The organism is Streptomyces sp. 2P-4 (genome assembly GCF_030167965.1).
Classification (GTDB): Bacteria; Actinomycetota; Actinomycetes; order Streptomycetales; family Streptomycetaceae; genus Streptomyces; species Streptomyces globosus_A.
In genome coordinates, this window is the sequence record NZ_CP095011.1 from 2,481,737 (window position 1) to 2,498,750 (window position 17,014).

Below are 17,014 nucleotides of genomic sequence, written 5' to 3' on the forward strand. Positions count from 1 at the left end.
CCTGCCGTTTCAGAACAGGGTCGCCTCTTCCGGCGCGTCGAGTTCGGCCAGCAGCCCGGGGCCGTTGTTGCGGACGCTGCTGACCGCGGTGGAGACCGGGTAGGCGCGCATCAGCCCGGCGGGCGGGGGTGCGAGGAGCTCCTGGAGCGCGCCGTCCGCGTCGGTGTTCGCCGGGTCCAGCCAGGCGTCCCACCGGTCGGGGGTGAGCGCGAGCGGCATCCGCGGGTGGATCTCGGAGAGCGAGCGCGGCCCGTCGGCGGGGGCCGCGGCCAGCGGGGCGGTCTCGGCCTCCGTGGTGACCACCGAGCAGGTGGCCCACCAGGCGCCGGGGCGGCCGGCGGGCACGGCCGGGTCGCGCCAGAACTCGTAGATGCCGGCCATGGCCAGGACGGAGCCGTCGGCGGGGAGGACGAAGTAGGGCTGCTTGCGGGAGCGCTTCCCGAGGCCTTCGACCTCCAGGCGGCGCTCGTCGTGCCCGGTGGCCCACTCGTAGTAGCCGTCGGCGGGGACGATGCAGCGGCGCTGGGCGAAGGGGCGGCGGAAGGACGGCTTCTCGGCAAGGGTCTCCGCCCGGGCGTTGATCATCCGGGCGGCTCCGTCGGCGTTCGCGGCCCAGGAGGGCACGAGCCCCCACTTCACGACGCGCAGCTGGCGAACCGGACGCGGGCCGGCGGCGTCCTTCAGGGGGCGGTCGAGGACGATGCGGACCTGCTTGGTGGGTGCCACGTTCCAGTCGGGTGCCAGGGCCTCCTCGGGCTCCCAGCGCTCGACGCCGAAGAGTTCCGCCAGCTCCTCGGGGCTGCGACTCGCTGCATACCGTCCGCACATGGCTGCCACACTGCCATGTCACCCGACCACCACCGCAAGGAGCCCGCCACCCCATGGACAGCAGCACGACCGCCGGCCTGTGGGACCGGCTCACCGGAATACAGGAGGCGCCGGCCACGTGGCTGGTGATCGCGACGGGCCTGGCCGCGCTGGTGCTGGTCACGCCCGGGCCCGTGTGGCGGGTGTCCCGCAACGCGGTCACCATCGCGCACGAGGGCGGCCACGGGCTGCTGGCCCTGCTGACGGGCCGCCGCCTGGACGGGATACGGCTGCACTCGGACACCAGCGGGGTCACCGTCAGCCGCGGCAAGCCGACCGGCCCCGGCATGATCCTCACGGCGGCCGCCGGCTACACCGCGCCGTCCCTGCTCGGCCTCGGCGGGGCGGCGCTGCTGTCCGCGCACCGGATCACGCTCCTGCTGTGGGCGGCGACGGCCCTGCTGCTGGCGATGCTCCTGATGATCCGCAACGCGTACGGGGCGCTGACGATGGTGCTCACCGGCGGAACGTTCGTCCTGGTCTCCTGGCTGGCCCCGGCGCAGGTGCAGGCGGCGTTCGCCTACGCGGCCGTCTGGTTCCTGCTGCTGGGCGGGGTCCGGCCGGTCTTCGAGCTGGGCGCCAAGCGCCGGCACGGCGGGGCGCCCGATTCGGACGCGGACCAGCTGGGGCGCCTGACGCACACCCCTGCGGTGCTGTGGCTGTTCCTCTTCCACGCGGTGGCGCTGTGCTCGCTCATCGGCGGCGGGCGCTGGCTTCTCAACCTCTGAGACCGCGCCCCGGGGCGAGGCTCGAACACGATCGGGCCCTTCGGGGAGCCACTAAAGTGGTGGCCATGACCGACACCCCCGCGCCTCCCGCCCTCTGGCCTGCCCCGCACGCAGACGGGACCGTCCACGCCACCGTCACCGTGCCCGGGTCGAAGTCGGTCACCAACCGCGCCCTGGTGCTGGCCGCGCTCGCCGCCGAGCCCGGCTGGGTGCGCCGCCCGCTGCGCTCGCGCGACTCGCAGCTCATGGCGGACGCGCTGCGCGCCATGGGCGTCGGCATCGAGGAGACCGCCTCCTCCAGCTCCGGCGACGCCGCCGGCGGCGAGGCCTGGCGGATCATCCCCGCGGCCCTGCACGGCCCGGCCTCCGTGGACGTCGGCAACGCGGGCACTGTCATGCGGTTCCTGCCGCCCGTCGCGACGCTCGCCTCCGGCGACATCCGCTTCGACGGCGACCCGCGCTCCTACGAGCGCCCCCTCGGCCAGGTCATCAACGCCCTGCGCGGCCTGGGCGCCCGTATCGACGACGGCGGCCGCGGCGCGCTGCCCATGACCGTCCACGGCGGCGGCGCCCTGGAGGGCGGCCCGATCGAGCTGGACGCGAGCAACTCCTCGCAGTTCGTCTCCGCGCTGCTGCTGTCGGCGCCCCGCTTCAACCAGGGCGTGGAGGTGCGGCACACCGGCGCGACCCTGCCGTCGATGCCGCACATCCGGATGACGGTGGAGATGCTGCGCGCGGCGGGCGCCCAGGTCGACACCCCGGAGGCGGGCGGCGAGAAGAACGTGTGGCGGGTCTCGCCGGGCGCGCTGCTCGGCCGCGACCTGGTGGTGGAGCCGGACCTGTCGAACGCGCAGCCGTTCCTCGCCGCGGCCCTGATCACCGGCGGCACGGTCACCATCCCCGACTGGCCGCGCCGCACCACCCAGCCCGGTGACGAGCTGCGCCGCATCTTCACCGAAATGGGCGGTTCCTGCGAGGTGACCGACGCGGGCCTGGTCTTCACCGGCAGCGGCAAGATCCACGGCATCGACGTGGACCTCGGCGAGGTCGGCGAGCTGACCCCGGGCATCGCGGCCGTGGCGGCGCTGGCCGACTCGCCGTCCACGCTGCGCGGGGTGGCGCACCTGCGGCTGCACGAGACGGACCGGCTGGCGGCGCTGACCGCGGAGATCAACGGTCTCGGCGGCGACGTCACCGAGACCGCCGACGGACTGCACATCCGTCCGCGGCCGCTGCACGGCGGGGTGTTCCGCACCTACGACGACCACCGGATGGCCACCGCGGGCGCGGTGATCGGCCTGGCCGTCGAGGGCGTGCAGATCGAGAACGTGGCGACGACCGCGAAGACCCTGCCCGACTTCCCCAGGATGTGGACGGACATGCTCGCGGGAGCGGGAGCGTAGGGCCCGGTCATGCGCAGGTACGGCAAGCACACCGACGAGGACGACATCCGGGCGCGGCCCAACCCGAAGGGCAACCGGCCCCGGACCAGCAAGCGGCCCAAGCACGAGGACGCGGCCGAGGGCTTCGTCCTCACCGTCGACCGCGGCCGGCTGACCTGCCTGGTGGAGGACCGCACGGTCGTCGCGATGAAGGCCCGCGAGCTGGGCCGCAAGGCGGCCGTGGTCGGCGACCGGGTGTGGCTCGTCGGCGACCTGTCGGGCGGGAAGGACACCCTCGCGCGGATCGTGCGGATCGAGGAGCGCAGGTCGGTGCTGCGGCGCACCGCGGACGACGACGACCCGTACGAGCGGGTGGTCGTCGCCAACGCCGACCAGCTGGCGATCGTCACGGCGCTGGCGGACCCCGAGCCGCGGCCGCGGATGATCGACCGCTGCCTGGTGGCCGCGTACGACGCGGGACTGGAGCCGCTGCTGGTGCTGACCAAGTCCGATCTGACGTCCCCGGACAAGCTCCTTGAGGTGTACGCCTCGTTCGGCCTGGCGTACGTGGTGACCAACCGCGAGGAGCTGGCTGTTGGCGAGGCCGCCGAGCGGGTGCGCGAGCGGCTGGCGGGCCGGATCACCGCCTTCGTGGGGCACTCGGGCGTCGGCAAGACGACTCTGGTGAACTCGCTGGTCGGCGAGGGCCGCCAGCGTGCCACGGGCCACGTCAACGCGGTGACGGGCCGCGGCCGGCACACCACCACCTCGGCGCTGGCGCTGCCGCTGCCGTCGGGTGACGGCTGGGTCATCGACACCCCGGGCGTGCGCTCGTTCGGCCTGCACCACGTGGACCCGTCGCGGGTGATCCTCGCCTTCCCCGACCTGGTGCCCGGCACCGAGGACTGCCCGCGGGCGTGCAGCCACGACGAGCAGGACTGCGCGCTGGACGCGTGGGTGGAGGAGGGGCACGCCGATCCGGCGCGGCTGGATTCGCTGCGCCGGCTGCTGCGCACCCGCGAGCGCCGCGAAGGGGACTGATCGTCCGGCGGGGTTCGGCGGGATCCGCCGGGGTTTGCCGCGGCCGCCGTCCGGTGAATGCATAAGCGCACCGAGTGACGCGATGTCACCTTGAGGCGGGGAGGCATTCGCCATGGCGTGGCTGCTGGTCGTCGTCGCCGGACTGTTGGAGACCGGTTTCGCGGTCTGCCTGAAGCTGTCGCACGGGTTCACCCGGCTGTGGCCGACGATCGCCTTCGCCGCCTTCGCGGTCGGCAGCTTCGGGCTCCTGACGATGGCCCTGAAGAAGCTGGACGTGGGCCCGGCGTACGCGGTGTGGACGGGCATCGGGGCGGCGGGCACGGCCGTCTACGGCATGGTGTTCCTCGGCGACCTGGTCTCCACCCTCAAGATCGTCTCGATTTCGCTGGTCATCCTCGGCGTCATCGGACTCCAGCTGTCCGGGTCGGCCCACTGAGCAGCCGCAGCAGCCCGAGCAGCTCCCCCAGCCCGCTCTCGCGCGCGGGCGCGACCACGTACGACAGCGCGAGGCGCACGGCGAGCTCGCACCGGTGCGCGGCGTCGGGCGCGGCGAGCACCTCGGCGGCCCGGTCGCGCACCGCACCGGCCAGCTCCCCCGGACCGGGCGCGGGTACTCCGGGCCGCGCCCCGCGGCCGGGCGGGGCCGGGAGGTTGCCGTCCCAGTGCCCGGTCAGCAGGGCGCGTACGAGGGGCCGGGCCGCGGCGGCCCGCACGGTCCACTCGGCGAGGGAGGCGAGGCGGTCGCCGCTCCCGGCGGCGGGGGCGCGCAGGACCCGGTCGACGCCGTCGAGGTACCAGTCGGCCTCGCGGCGTACGAGGGCGCGGCCGAGGCCCGCCTTGCCCCCGAACTCGTTGTAGAGGGTCTGCCGCGACACCCCGGCGGCGGCCGCCACGTCGACCATCCGCACGGAGGGCCAGGGGCGCGCCGAGAGCGCCGCTCCCGCCGCCTCCAGCAAGGACTCCCGGGCTGTCGGCATCTGTGCCCCTCCCTGCTTGACTGACCGCCAGAGTTGACGGGCCGACAGATCCTGTCAAGGGCGCCCCGGAGCCCGCACCGCGGACACCCCTCGCCGGGCCCCGGCCGTCCCGATAAAGTGCCGGACATGCCCTCTTATGACGATGACCTGCGCCTCGCCCTCGAACTCGCCGACGCCGCGGACGCCGTGACCATGCAGCGGTTCCGTGCCCTCGACCTCCAGGTGGAGACGAAGCCGGACATGACGCCGGTGACCGAGGCGGACCGGGCGGCGGAGGAGGCGGTCCGGGCCGGCATCGAGGCCGCGCGGCCCGAGGACGCGATCCTGGGCGAGGAGTACGGGCTGAAGGGCAGCGGCCCCCGCCGGTGGGTGGTCGACCCGATCGACGGGACGAAGAACTACGTGCGCGGGGTCCCGGTGTGGGCGACGCTCGTCTCGCTGATGGAGGAGGGCGCCGACGGCGGGTTCCGGCCCGTGGTCGGCGTGGTCTCGGCGCCCGCCCTGGGCCGGCGCTGGTGGGCGGCCGAGGGCTCGGGCGCGTACGCCGGCGGGGCGCTGGGCGGCGAGCCGCAGCGGATCGGGGTCTCGCGGGTGGGCTCCCTGCGGGACGCGTCGTTCGCGTACTCCTCGCTGGGCGGGTGGGAGGAGCAGGGCCGGCTGGAGGGGTTCCTGGAGCTGAGCCGGCAGTGCTGGCGCACCCGCGGGTACGGCGACTTCTGGCCGTACATGATGGTCGCGGAGGGGTCGCTGGACCTGTGCGCGGAGCCGGAGCTGAGTCTTTGGGACATGGCGGCGATCGCGGCCGTGGTGCAGGAGGCGGGCGGCCGGTTCACCAGCCTGGACGGGGTGGACGGCGTACACGGCGGCAACGCGGCGGCGTCGAACGGGCTGCTGCACGAGGAGATGCTCGGATACCTGCGCCCCCGCGCCTGACGGCGCACGCGGGCCGCATACCGGGAACCGGGTGCACGCCCTCTTGTTGGCCCCCGGCGCGCGTGGGAGTCTGAAACTCCTCCCCTTGTGCGCTTGTGAATGCCTTCTCGAAGTGCGGGCGGAGGACTTCATCCAGGAGGTGGCCTCTTCATGCTCGTCCGTGACGCCATGAGCACCGTGATCCTCACCCTCGGCCCCACCCACACCCTGCGCCAGGCGGCCTGCCTGATGTCCGGCCGCCGGGTCGGCGCAGCCGTCGTCCTCGACCCCGAGCACAGCGGCATCGGCATCCTGACCGAACGGGACGTCCTCAACTCCATAGGCGCGGGGCACGACCCCGACCGCGAGTCCGTAGGTGCGCACACCACGAACAACGTCGTGTTCTGCACCCCCGAGGCGCCCCTCGTGGAAGCCGCCGAGGCGATGGCCCACGGCGGCTTCCGGCACCTGATCGTGCTGGAGGACGGCGGGCCAGTGGGCATCGTGTCCGTCCGCGACATCATCCGCTGCTGGGTGCCGGCCCGGCGCGGCGCCGCCGTACCGGCCTAGCGGCCCGGGGACAGGCGCGGGAACGGCAGAACGGCAGAACGGCGACGGGCCGGCGAGCCCCCGAGGGGCTGCCGGCCCGTCGCGCGCCACGGCAGCGGCTCGTCAGCCGCGCAGGGCCTGGACCGCGGCGTCCAGCCGCTTGCCGAAGTCGCCGTCGGCCTGGCGGAAGTTGCCGATCGCCCGCTCGACGATGTCGTCGCGGGAGACCTTGGCGATGAAGCCGGCGAGGTTCTCCACGAGGCGGGCCTTCTCGTCCTCGGACATGAGGCGGTAGAGGGCGCCGGCCTGGACGAAGTCGTTGTCCTCGGCGTGCACCGGGGCGGCGTGGTTGCCGGTGGCGCCGGCGACCGGGACCGGCTGCCACAGCGGGCGGTCGGTCTGGTGCGGGCCGCCGAAGCTGTTCGGCTCGTAGTTCTTCGCACCGCCGTGGCGGCCGTCGTAGAGGATCCCGTCGCGGGAGTTGGTGCGCGCCACGGTCGCGTGCGGGCGGTTCACCGGCAGGTGGTCGGCGTTGATGCCGACCCGGTAGCGGTGGGCGTCGCCGTAGGCGAAGAGGCGGCCCTGGAGCATCTTGTCGGGGGACGGGCCGATGCCGGGCACGAAGTGGGCCGGGGAGAAGATCGCCTGCTCGACCTCGGCGAAGATGTTCTCGGGGTTGCGGTTGAGCTCCAGCCGGCCGATCTCGATCGGCGGGTAGTCCTCGTGCGGCCACACCTTGGTGAGGTCGAACGGGTTGAAGCGGTACGCCGCCGCGTCGGCCGCGGGCATGATCTGCACCTGCACGGTCCAGGTCGGGAAGTCGCCCCGCTCGATGGCCTGGCGCAGGTCGCGCTGGTGGCTGTCGGGGTCCTCGCCGGCGAGCCTGTCGGCCTCGGCCTGGGTGAGGCTCCGGATGCCCTGGTCGGTCTTGAAGTGGTACTTGACCCAGAAGACCTCGCCGGCCTCGTTGTTCCACTGGTAGGTGTGCGAGCCGTAGCCGTTCATGTGGCGGTACGAGGCGGGGATGCCGCGGTCGCCGAACAGCCAGGTGACCTGGTGGGTGGACTCGGGCGACAGGCTCCAGAAGTCCCAGACGTTGTCGGCCTCGGTGGAGCCGGTGTACGGGTCGCGCTTCTGGGTGTGGATGAAGTCCGGGAACTTGATGGCGTCCTTGATGAAGAACACCGGGGTGTTGTTGCCGACGAGGTCGTAGTTGCCCTCTTCGGTGTAGAACTTCAGCGCCCAGCCGCGCGGGTCGCGGACGGCGTCGGCGGCGCCGAGGTTGCCGGCGACGGTGGAGAAGCGCAGGAAGGTCTCGGTCTGCTTGCCGACCTCCGACAGGAACTTCGCCCGGGTCCACTGCGTGACGTCGCGGGTGACGGTGAAGGTGCCGTACGCGCCGGCCCCGCGGGCGTGGACGACGCGCTCCGGTATGCGCTCGCGGTTGAAGTGGGCGAGCTTCTCCAGCAGCAGCTGGTCCTGGACGAGGACCGGCCCGCCGAGGCCCGCGGTCTCGCTGTTCTGGTTGTCCGCGACCGGAGCCCCGGCCTCCGTGGTGAGCGGTCCCTGCGTCACGTGCGCCTCCTGCGTCATCGCGCCATGTCCTGTCCGTGGTGCGTTCGTCTTACACACGATCCTACGATGGACTTTGTCCAAGTCAAGCAGAGATCCAAGTCCACACGGGATCGGGACTTACACCCGGTCCCCTCACTGTTAGGCTGGTGTGCATGAGTGACCTGCTGGAACGACTTCGCGCACGCGGATGGCGCATGACCGCACAGCGGCGCGTGGTGGCGGAGGTGCTCGACGGCGACCACGTGCACCTCACGGCCGACGAGGTGCACGCCCGCGCCGTGGACAAGCTGCCCGAGATCTCCCGCGCGACCGTCTACAACACCCTCGGCGAGCTCGTGACCCTCGGCGAGGTCCTGGAGGTGTCCACGGACCGCCGGGCCAAGCGGTACGACCCGAACGCCCACCGGCCCCACCAGCACCTCGTGTGCGCGCAGTGCGGGGCGATCCGGGACGTGCACCCCTCGGGCAACCCGCTGGCCGACCTGCCGGACGCGGAGCGCTTCGGCTTCACCGTGTCGGCGGTCGAGGTGACCTACCGCGGCCTCTGCCCGGACTGCGCGGGCGTGTAGCCGCGCGGCCGCGGCCGCAGGGAGAGCGAAGGAACACGAGGAGGGCCGGGGGCGGACAACCGCCGCCGGCCCTCCGGCATGTGCGCATGTGCGCGGCGGGCGGGGCCGCGGCGGCGGGCTTGCGGTTGCGATGCGCCCGACCGTGGGAACGCCGAAGGCCCGGATCCAGAGGATCCGGGCCTTCGTCTAGTAGCGGGGACAGGATTTGAACCTGCGACCTCTGGGTTATGAGCCCAGCGAGCTACCGAGCTGCTCCACCCCGCGTCGGTAGACCCCACCGTACGCGAGGGATCGCCGCAGATGCAAATCCATTGGGTGCCGCACCGGCCGCACGGCTGCGGGCGCGCGCGGCGGGGGTCAGGCGGACAGCTCCTCGGCCAGCGCGTCGCGCAGCCGGGCGGCCCGCTCGGCGACCTCGGCCGGCCCGAGCTCCATGGCGCGCAGGCACCACTTCTGCCCCTCCGCGAGGTCGCCGTGGCGGGCGGCGAGCAGGGCCAGGCGCAGCGCGGCCCGGCCGTGGCCGGCGACGGCGGCGCGGGTCCACCACAGGGCCGCCTCCGGCTCGTCACCCTCCCGGGCCAGCAGCAGCCCGAGGTTGAACGCGCCGTTGCGGGAGCCGGCCTCCGCCGCCTCCCGGTACCAGCGGGCCGCGACCGCCGTGTCCCCGCGGGCCGCCGCCAGCATGCCGACCCGGACCTGGGCGCGCCGGTGCCCGAGCTCGGCGGCGCGCTCGTACCACTCCTCGCTCTCGGTGCGCGCGGCGCCGACCGGCTCCCCCAGGGCCGGCGGCTCCGGAGGCGGGGCCAGCGACTCCAGCAGCGCGGCCAGCCGGAACGCGGCTTCGGCGCTGCCGCCGCCGGCCGCGCACCGCAGGTGCCGTTCGGCCGCGCGCTCCTCGCCGTCGCGGACGAGCGCGATGCCGACCTGGAGCGCGGCGTCGGTGTGGCCGGCGGCGGCCGCCCGCTCGTACCACTTCAGCGCGGTCCGGTCGTCGTCGCGGCCGGCGTAGAGGATCCCCAGGTTGAAGGCGGCGTCGACGCTGCCCGCCTCGGCGGCCTTGGAGAACCACGGCTCGGCCCCCGCGGCGTCGCCGACCTGGAGCAGCATGATCGCGAGCGCGTTGGCCGCCTCGCGGTGCCCCGCGTAGGCGGCCCGGCGGTACCACTGCTCGGCCTGCGCGGTGCGGTCCTGTGCCGCGCACAGCAAAGCAAGGTTGTACGCCCCGTTCTGGTCGCCCGCGTCCATGGCGATGCGGTACCACTTCTCCGCGGTCTCGGTCTCCCCGCGGGCGGCGTGCAGGGCGCCGAGCGCGTTGGCGGCGTTGCCGTCGCCGTCCTGGGCGGCCCGCTTCCACCAGGAGACGGCGCCCTCCTCGTCGCCCGCGTCGCGCAGCAGGAAGCCCAGGGCGCAGGCGGCGCGGGCCTCGCCCTGCTTGGCGGAGGTCAGGTACCAGCGCCCGGCCTCCTTGAGCTCGCCGCGGGCTTCCAGCAGGGCTCCCAGGTGCAGGGCGGCGCGCCGGTGCCCGCGGGCGGCGGCCTGCCGGTACCACTGCTCGGCTTCGGCGGGGTCGCCCTTGCGCAGGTGGCGGGCCAGGCGGTAGGCGGCCTCGCGGTGTCCCTGCTCGGCGGCCTGCCGCAGCCACCGCTCGACGCCCCTGTCGCCGCGGTGCTCCAGGAGCTCGGCGAGCCCGTACGCACCGAGGGCATGGCCGGATTCCGCCGCCTGGCGGAGCCAGTACTCGGCGGCGGGCTCGTCGCCGCGCTCGCGGAAGTGGCGGCCCAGGGCGTGCGCGGCGGGCGCGGAGCCTGCGACGGCCGCGACGCGCCACCAGCCGGCGGCCTCCTCGGGGTAGCCGCGCTGGAGCAGCAGGACGCCCAGGTTGTTGGCGGCGGCGCGGTCCCCCTCCGCCGTCGCGCCGCGCAGGTAGGGCTCGGCCCCGTCCAGGTCGCCGCGGCGCAGCAGCAGGGCTCCGAGCACGCTCATCGCTCCGGGGTCGCCTCGGTCGGCCGCCACGCGGTGGCGCGCCTCCAGTTCGGCGTCGCTCGCCCCGTCGGCCTCGGCGAGGACTTCTTCCGCGAAGCCCGCATCGGTCGGGGCGGTCTGCGCGTTAACGGCCCGAGCCTCCTCTTTGACTGCTGCACCCGATCCGGTTTCGGCCGACCTCACAAACCGCCCTGTCTCCAGCAGAGTTGACCTGTCCCCCATATATCCCATCGTCGCATCACCTGCTACCCGCGTACACCTGGTATGTCGCAGCCTGTGAGGTCACTACAGCGTTTTGTCGACATGCCCACAGAGAGACAAGTCAAACACGCTCCCACGTCAACTCACCCGTCTCAGCTACCTCATGCCCCCACGCGTCGATTCCGGACATGACGAAGGCCCGGATCCCATGGGATCCGGGCCTTCGTTTTCAGTAGCGGGGACAGGATTTGAACCTGCGACCTCTGGGTTATGAGCCCAGCGAGCTACCGAGCTGCTCCACCCCGCGTCGGTGACACCACAGTATCACGACACGGGACCGAGCCATTACCGCGTTCAGCCGGCCGGCTTGGGGGCCGCCGTCTTCGCCTCCGCGTCGATCGCCCGCTTCAGCGCCGCCTGCAGGTCGGCCTGGGCCTTGCCGTAGGCCGCCCAGTCTCCGGCCTTCATCGCCTTGTCCGCCTCCTCGATCGCCTTCTGGGCGTCGGAGAGGGCGGCCTTGACCGTCGGGTCCTGCGGGGCCGGAGGCTGCTGCGCCGTCCCGTCACCCGGCTGGTTCGGCGGCACCGGCGTCGTCGGCGCCTCCGCCCCGAAGACCACGTTCAGCGCCTTGTCGAGGGTGTCCTCGAAGGCCGTCTGCGTGCCGTACGTCACCAGCACCTTGCGCAGCAGCGGGTACTTCAGGCCGGAGCTGCGCACGTACACGGGCTCCACGTAGAGCATCTTGCCCTCGATCGGGACGGCGAGGAGGTTGCCGTACTCCACCTCGGAGTCGCCGCCGCGCAGCAGCCGGATCGACTCGGCGATCTTCGGCTCCGACTGGAACTTGCTCTGCACCTGCTTCGGGCCGTCGACCGGCTTGCTCGTCGGCATCTTCAGGATGCGGATCTTGCCGTAGTCCTTGGAGCCCGGGTCGGCGTTGACCGACATGAACGCGCTCAGGTTGTCCCGCTCGTTCGGCGTGAACGTCGTCGTGAGCGAGAAGACCTGGTCCTTCTCCGCCTGGCCCGGCGTCTTCAGCGACAGGTAGTACGGCGGAACCGCCGTGCCGGCCTTGTTGGTCGGGTCGTCCGGGACGGCCCAGGCCTCACTGCCGCTGAGGAAGGTCTGCGGGTCGGTGACGTGGTAGCGGGTGAGCAGCTCGCGCTGGACCTTGAAGAGGTCCTGCGGGTAGCGCAGGTGGTCCATGAGCGGCTTGGAGATCTCGGACTTCGGCTTGACCGTGCCGGGGAAGGCCTTCATCCAGGTCTTCAGGACCGGGTCCTGGGTGTCCCACTGGTAGAGGCTGACGGCGCCGTCGTAGGCGTCGACGGTGGCCTTGACCGAGTTGCGGATGTAGTTGACCTGGTTCTCCTGCGCCACCACCGCGCGCTGGCTGTTGGTCAGCGAGTCCGCGGTGCTCTGGCCCAGCGTGGTGCGCGAGGCGTACGGGTAGCCGTTGGTCGTCGTGTACGCGTCGACGATCCACTTGATCCGGCCGTCGATCACCGCCGGGTAGGGGGCGCCGTCGATCGTCAGCCACGGGGCGACGGCCTCGATCCGCTCCTTCGGGGTGCGGTTGTAGAGGATCCGCGAGCCGTCGCCGATGGCACCGGAGTACAGGATCTGCGGCTCGCTGAAGGCGAGGGCGTACGCGGCGCGGTTGACCGGGTTGTCGAGGTTGACGCCCGACTTGCCCTCGTAGCTCGTCTCCTTCTCGCCCCTGTCGTCCGAGTAGTCGAGCTCCTTCTGCGGCCCGCCGACGATCGAGTACTGCGTCGTCCGCTCGCCGTAGTAGATCCGCTGCTCGAAGTCCGTCCCGAACTGGCCGCGGGAGGGCAGGTCGGACTGGGTGAAGTCCGGGGCGCCCTGGTCGCCGACCGTGGTGCCCTTGGCCGCGACCACGCCGTACCCGTGCGTGTACTTGAAGTGGTCGTTGATCCAGTTGTTCTTCGGGATGCCGCCGATGTTCAGCTCGCGCAGGCCGATGACCGTGTCCTGGCCGTTGTAGCGGTCGACGGCCAGCGTCGACGGGAAGGCGTAGTAGCCCTTGACCTGCTGGAGCTGCTGGAAGGCCGGGGAGACGATGTTCGGGTCGAGCAGGCGGATGCTCGCCGTGGTGGCGGCCTCCTGGCGCAGCTTGGCCTTGTCCTGCTCCTGCTCGCTGTCCGGGTAGTCCGTGACGTCGGACTTGTCGATGCCGTAGGCGTCCCGCGTGGCCTGGATGTTCTTCTGGACGTACGGGGACTCCTTGGCCTGCTCGTTCGGCTGGACCTGGAACTTCTGCACGATGGCCGGGTACAGCCCGCCGATCAGGATCGCGGAGAGCACCATCAGGCCGAAGCCGATCACGGGCAGCTGCCAGGTGCGGCGCCACAGCGTCGCGAAGAACAGCACCGCGCAGATCGCGGCGATCGCGACGAGGATCGTCTTCGCCGGCAGGTAGGCGTTGGCGTCGACGTAGCGCAGGCCGGTCCAGTTGTCCGCGGCCTTGAAGTCACTGGACTTCACGGCCAGGCCGTACCGGTCGAGCCAGTACGCGACCGCCTTCAGCGTGACGAAGAGGCCCAGCAGCACCGACAGGTGCCCCGTGGCGGCGGCCGTGGCGCGGGCGCCGGGGCTGGTCACGCGCAGGCCGCCGTACAGGTAGTGCACGACGACGGCGGCGATCACCGAGAGCACGGCCGCGGCGAAGCCGAAGCCGAGGAGGAAGCGGTACCAGGGCAGGTCGAAGGCGTAGAAGGAGACGTCCAGCCCGAACTGGGGGTCCTTCTTGCCGAAGGGCACCCCGTTCACGTACATGAGCCACGTCTTCCACTGGCCCGCCGCGGAGGCGCCGGCGATCATGCCAACGAGCGCGGAGATGCCCAGGAGCAGCCACTTCTTGTACGGCGCGACGCTCATCCGGTAGCGGTCGAGGCTCTGCTGCTCCACCGACATCGCGCTCAGCGGCGGCCGCAGCCGGTGGGCCAGCCAGATGTTGAAGCCGACCGCCCCTGCCATCAGCAGGCCGAAGACCGCGAACAGGCCGATCCTGGTCCACAGGGTGGTGGTGAACACGCTCGAGTACTTCACGGAGCGGAACCAGAGCCAGTCCGTCCAGAAGCCCGCGAACATGATGAAGGCCATGCCGAGGACGGCCAGCACGCCCAAGGTCATCAGAAGAGTGCGGGCGCGCCTGGACGGGCGGCCGACTCTCATCCGTGGCCCCGAAGGGCCTGAGCCGCGGTCCGGCATCTGGAAAGCCAAGGTGGGCACCTCGAAAGCTGGGTCTCGTTACTGGACGTTTCTTTACCTGGGCCCTTGATGGTAAAGCCCACTCCTGCAACTTACGGAGGCTTCCGTCAGTTCCCGGTATGCGCCGGAAAGGAGGCAGGATGTTGTCCATGTCCAACGTTTCCCCCTCCCCCGGCACGCCGATGGCGGCCAGCCCGCTCACCCGCGCCTGCCTCGAGATCGACGAGTACGCGGCCGGACTGGGCTGGGACCGGCCCGCCCGGCTGTTCGCCCTGGTCGACACCGCCCGGCTGCGCCGGCAGGAGCCGCGCCTCGCCCACCAGCTCGGAGTCGACGCGGACGACGCCGGCCGGACCTCGCTGACCCCCGTCGAGCAGGACGAGCTGCCCGCCGGGATGCCCCTGGACAAGTTCCTCGGCACCATCGCCTGGCCCGATGCCGTCGTCGGCTGCGCCCTGACCGTGGAGCGGCTGATGCTGCCCCCGTCCGCGGAGGCGTCCGTACCGCAGGGGCTGAGCGACAAGCAGCTCGCGAAGTGGGTCGCCGCGCACCCGGAGCGCCAGGAGGTCCGCCTGACCGTGGCCGTGCTGCGCGACGGCTCGCGCGAGTCGGCGGTCCGGCTGCGCGAGAAGGACTCCCCGACCGAGGTGCTCACGGGCGCGAGCCTGGTGCCGGGGCTGGCGGAGGCGCTCGCCGCGACGTTCTCCTAGGGCCTGTATTGAGTTGCCCCGTGGAGCAAGGAGCGGCGTTCGGTGCGTGCCCTCGGTGTGCGGGACGAATGTCCTCGTAGCGGAGCTACTAGGACATTCGGCTCGTGCGCCGAGGGTGCGTGCCGGGCGTCGCGACGCCGCGGGGCAACTCAATACAGGCCCTGGGCCTGTACCGCCCCCTCGGCGCCGCCTGCGGGGCGCCGGTCAGGAGTCGCCGCACTGCGGCACGCCGGCCGTGTCCCCCTTGGCGATCTTCTCCAGGGACTGCACGGCGTCCCCGATGGCGGAGACCTTGACGAGGGTCAGGCCGTCGGGGACGTTGGCCGCCGCCGAGGCGCAGTTGTCCGCGGGGGTCAGGAAGTAGCGGGCGCCTGCCTTGCGGGCGCCGATCGTCTTCATCTGGATGCCGCCGATGGGCCCGACCTTGCCGGCGTCGTCGATGGTGCCGGTGCCCGCGACGAAGCGGCCGCCGGTGAGGTCGCCGGGCGTCAGCTTGTCGACGATGCCGAGGGCGAACATGAGGCCCGCGCTCGGGCCGCCGACGTCGGCGAGCTTGATGTCGATCGGGAACGGGAAGGTGTGCGCGGTGCCGGCCCGGATGCCGACGATGGCGTGCCCGTCGCCCTCGGCCTTCGCCGTCGTGATCCCGACCTTCCGGGTCGCGGGCGCGCGGCCCGCCTTCCGGGCCTCTTCGGCCTCGGCGGCGGGTACGACCGCGAACTCGACGGGCTCGCCGGCCTTGTGCCTGGTGACGAGCTTGGCGACGTCCGCCGGGGCGGTGACCGGGGTGCCGTCGACCGTCTTGACCTCGTCCCCGGCGTGCAGCCGGCCCTCGGAGGGGCTGCCCTTGACGACGGAGGAGACCACGACGCGGGTGGGGACGGAGATGCCGAGCTGCTTCAGCGCGGCGACCTTCGCGCTCTCCTGCGACTGGCTGAACTCCTCGGCGTTCTCCTGGGTGGACTGCTCCTCGGTCTTCCCGTTCGGGTAGAGGTTCTCGTGCGGGACGACGATGTTGTCGCCGGAGAGCCAGCCGTGCACCGCTTCGAGCAGGTTCATGTCGTAGTCCGCGCCGGTGACCCGGACGGTCGTCATGTTGAGGTGGCCCGTCGTCGGGTACGTCGTGCGGTCGCCGATGCTGATGACGGGCGCGCCGCGCGACTCGCCCAGCGTGTTCACGGTCGGACCGGGGCTCATCTCCGAGTACGGAACCTTGACGAACACCCCGGCGCAGAGCAGCGCGAACAGCATGAGGGTGGCGGCGAGCATCGTCGCTGTGCGGCGTGGCATGCAATCGACAGTACGGGACGGTCCTGTGCGGCGGCCGCCCGGGCCGTTCGCCCCGGCCGGTGTGCGCGGGGTGCGGCGGGCGGTGCCGGCGGGGGCTCAGGCGGAGTCGGTCGCGGAGTGCGCCGCCGCCCCGGCCCGGGCGCCGTCGGGCCGGTCCATCGCCTCGCGGAAGCGGGCGTAGCCGGCAAGTTCGGATATGTCGCCTTGGGTGCGGTCGCGGGCCGCCCAGCTGCCCCATATCGCCGCGCCGATCGCGGCGAACAGCGGAATCAGCAACCACGCCAGTGACGCCATGGACGTGCCTCCCTGCCCCTGGGAATGTGCGTGTCGTTGGTGGCTTCAACGCTCCTGCCCAAGGGGGGGTTACGCAAATCGAGGGCGTGTTGCGCGGCCGAACGGGTGGGACAGTACCGCCTCGTCCGGCCGGCGCCGCGGGCGGGGTCCCCCCGGCGTGCGGGGGCCGGCTCAGCAGGCCCCGACCCACTCCTCGGTGCCGTCGGAGAAGCGCTGGTGCTTCCAGATCGGCACCTCGTGCTTGAGGTCGTCGATCAGCATCCGGCAGGCCTCGAAGGCCTCGCCGCGGTGCGGGCACGACACGGCGACGACGACCGCCAGGTCGCCGACGGACAGGTCGCCGACGCGGTGGACGGCTGCCAGCGCCCGCACCGGGTACTTGGCGGCGACGCGCTCGGCGATGCGGCGCATCTCCGCCTCGGCCGAGGGGTGGCAGGAGTAGCCGAGCGATTCGACGTCCGCGCCCCCGTCGTGGTTGCGCACCGTGCCGACGAAGAGCGTCGTGCCGCCGGTCTCGTCGTCGCCGACGGCCCGGAAGACCTCGTCGACGGAGAGGGGGGTGTCGCGGATCGCGAGCAGCCGGATCGGGTCCTGGGCGGCCTGCTCGCCGGGGTGGTCGAAGTGCGGTGCCATGGGGCCATCGTGCACCACCGCTCCCACCGCGCGGTATAGCCGTTTCGACCGGCTGTGCCGGCCCGGCGT

Annotated in this window: 16 protein-coding genes and 2 tRNA genes; 8 read left to right on the top strand and 10 right to left on the bottom strand. The window is 72.5% G+C overall.

The genetic code is table 11. The features are described 5' to 3' along the window. Window positions 1-9: 9 nt before the first annotated feature. Window positions 10-828: an SOS response-associated peptidase gene (locus MUK52_RS10350; RefSeq protein ID WP_114054086.1), complete on the bottom strand. Its 819-nt coding sequence runs from the start codon at window positions 826-828 to the stop codon at window positions 10-12. A 53-nt stretch (window positions 829-881) separates the two neighbouring features. Between MUK52_RS10350 and MUK52_RS10355 the strand changes: the two genes are divergently transcribed. The 4 genes from MUK52_RS10355 (at window position 882) to MUK52_RS10370 (ending at window position 4,454) form a co-directional block, all read left to right on the top strand. Further along, entirely contained in the window at window positions 882-1,595 is a 714-nt protein-coding gene (locus tag MUK52_RS10355; protein WP_114054085.1) for a M50 family metallopeptidase, read from the top strand. A gap of 65 nt (window positions 1,596-1,660) precedes the next feature. Continuing rightward, window positions 1,661-2,998: a 3-phosphoshikimate 1-carboxyvinyltransferase gene (gene aroA, locus MUK52_RS10360; RefSeq protein ID WP_114058460.1), complete on the top strand. Its 1,338-nt coding sequence runs from the start codon at window positions 1,661-1,663 to the stop codon at window positions 2,996-2,998. Window positions 2,999-3,007: 9 nt separating this feature from the next. Then, window positions 3,008-4,018, top strand: a complete 1,011-nt coding sequence (gene rsgA, locus MUK52_RS10365) for a ribosome small subunit-dependent GTPase A (protein WP_114054084.1) — start codon at window positions 3,008-3,010, stop codon at window positions 4,016-4,018. Window positions 4,019-4,130: 112 nt separating this feature from the next. Further along, complete coding sequence (locus tag MUK52_RS10370) at window positions 4,131-4,454, top strand: DMT family transporter (protein WP_114054083.1); 324 nt, start codon at window positions 4,131-4,133, stop codon at window positions 4,452-4,454. Here the strand turns inward: MUK52_RS10370 and MUK52_RS10375 are convergent. Beyond that, window positions 4,420-4,995, bottom strand: a complete 576-nt coding sequence (locus MUK52_RS10375; protein ID WP_114054082.1) for a TetR/AcrR family transcriptional regulator — start codon at window positions 4,993-4,995, stop codon at window positions 4,420-4,422. The two genes, MUK52_RS10370 and MUK52_RS10375, sit on opposite strands and share 35 nt — an antisense overlap. A gap of 126 nt (window positions 4,996-5,121) precedes the next feature. On the opposite strand from MUK52_RS10375, the gene hisN reads away from it, so the two are divergent. Beyond that, window positions 5,122-5,928, top strand: a complete 807-nt coding sequence (hisN, locus tag MUK52_RS10380) for a histidinol-phosphatase (protein WP_114054081.1) — start codon at window positions 5,122-5,124, stop codon at window positions 5,926-5,928. 150 nt (window positions 5,929-6,078) lie between these two features. Next, complete coding sequence (locus MUK52_RS10385; RefSeq protein ID WP_114054080.1) at window positions 6,079-6,477, top strand: CBS domain-containing protein; 399 nt, start codon at window positions 6,079-6,081, stop codon at window positions 6,475-6,477. Window positions 6,478-6,579: 102 nt separating this feature from the next. Here MUK52_RS10385 and MUK52_RS10390 read toward each other — a convergent pair whose 3' ends face one another. Then, entirely contained in the window at window positions 6,580-8,049 is a 1,470-nt protein-coding gene (locus MUK52_RS10390) for a catalase (protein ID WP_284575704.1), read from the bottom strand. Window positions 8,050-8,183: 134 nt separating this feature from the next. On the opposite strand from MUK52_RS10390, the gene MUK52_RS10395 reads away from it, so the two are divergent. After that, a complete protein-coding gene (locus MUK52_RS10395; protein WP_114054078.1) occupies window positions 8,184-8,600 on the top strand; it encodes a Fur family transcriptional regulator in 417 nt (138 codons plus the stop codon). 190 nt (window positions 8,601-8,790) lie between these two features. Here the strand turns inward: MUK52_RS10395 and MUK52_RS10400 are convergent. From MUK52_RS10400 to MUK52_RS10415, 4 genes are all read right to left on the bottom strand, one after another. Further along, a tRNA-Met gene (locus tag MUK52_RS10400) sits at window positions 8,791-8,864 on the bottom strand. Between the two features lie 93 nt (window positions 8,865-8,957). After that, window positions 8,958-10,805 carry an SEL1-like repeat protein gene (locus tag MUK52_RS10405; RefSeq protein ID WP_472912464.1) on the bottom strand — a complete coding sequence of 616 codons (1,848 nt, stop codon included), beginning with the start codon at window positions 10,803-10,805 and terminating at the stop codon, window positions 8,958-8,960. Between the two features lie 212 nt (window positions 10,806-11,017). Continuing rightward, window positions 11,018-11,091 (bottom strand) — tRNA-Met (locus MUK52_RS10410). A 47-nt stretch (window positions 11,092-11,138) separates the two neighbouring features. Continuing rightward, window positions 11,139-14,018, bottom strand: a complete 2,880-nt coding sequence (locus tag MUK52_RS10415; RefSeq protein WP_284581688.1) for a UPF0182 family membrane protein — start codon at window positions 14,016-14,018, stop codon at window positions 11,139-11,141. A 140-nt stretch (window positions 14,019-14,158) separates the two neighbouring features. On the opposite strand from MUK52_RS10415, the gene MUK52_RS10420 reads away from it, so the two are divergent. Beyond that, complete coding sequence (locus MUK52_RS10420) at window positions 14,159-14,728, top strand: PPA1309 family protein (protein ID WP_284575706.1); 570 nt, start codon at window positions 14,159-14,161, stop codon at window positions 14,726-14,728. Window positions 14,729-14,932: 204 nt separating this feature from the next. Here MUK52_RS10420 and MUK52_RS10425 read toward each other — a convergent pair whose 3' ends face one another. The 3 genes from MUK52_RS10425 to MUK52_RS10435 form a co-directional block, all read right to left on the bottom strand. After that, window positions 14,933-16,018 carry a YlbL family protein gene (locus MUK52_RS10425; protein WP_114054074.1) on the bottom strand — a complete coding sequence of 362 codons (1,086 nt, stop codon included), beginning with the start codon at window positions 16,016-16,018 and terminating at the stop codon, window positions 14,933-14,935. 96 nt (window positions 16,019-16,114) lie between these two features. After that, window positions 16,115-16,312, bottom strand: a complete 198-nt coding sequence (locus tag MUK52_RS10430; RefSeq protein WP_114054073.1) for a hypothetical protein — start codon at window positions 16,310-16,312, stop codon at window positions 16,115-16,117. 171 nt (window positions 16,313-16,483) lie between these two features. Further along, the gene (locus tag MUK52_RS10435; RefSeq protein WP_114054072.1) at window positions 16,484-16,945 is read right to left on the bottom strand and encodes a molybdenum cofactor biosynthesis protein MoaE; all 462 of its coding nucleotides are present in this window, start codon (window positions 16,943-16,945) and stop codon (window positions 16,484-16,486) included. Window positions 16,946-17,014: the final 69 nt, after the last annotated feature.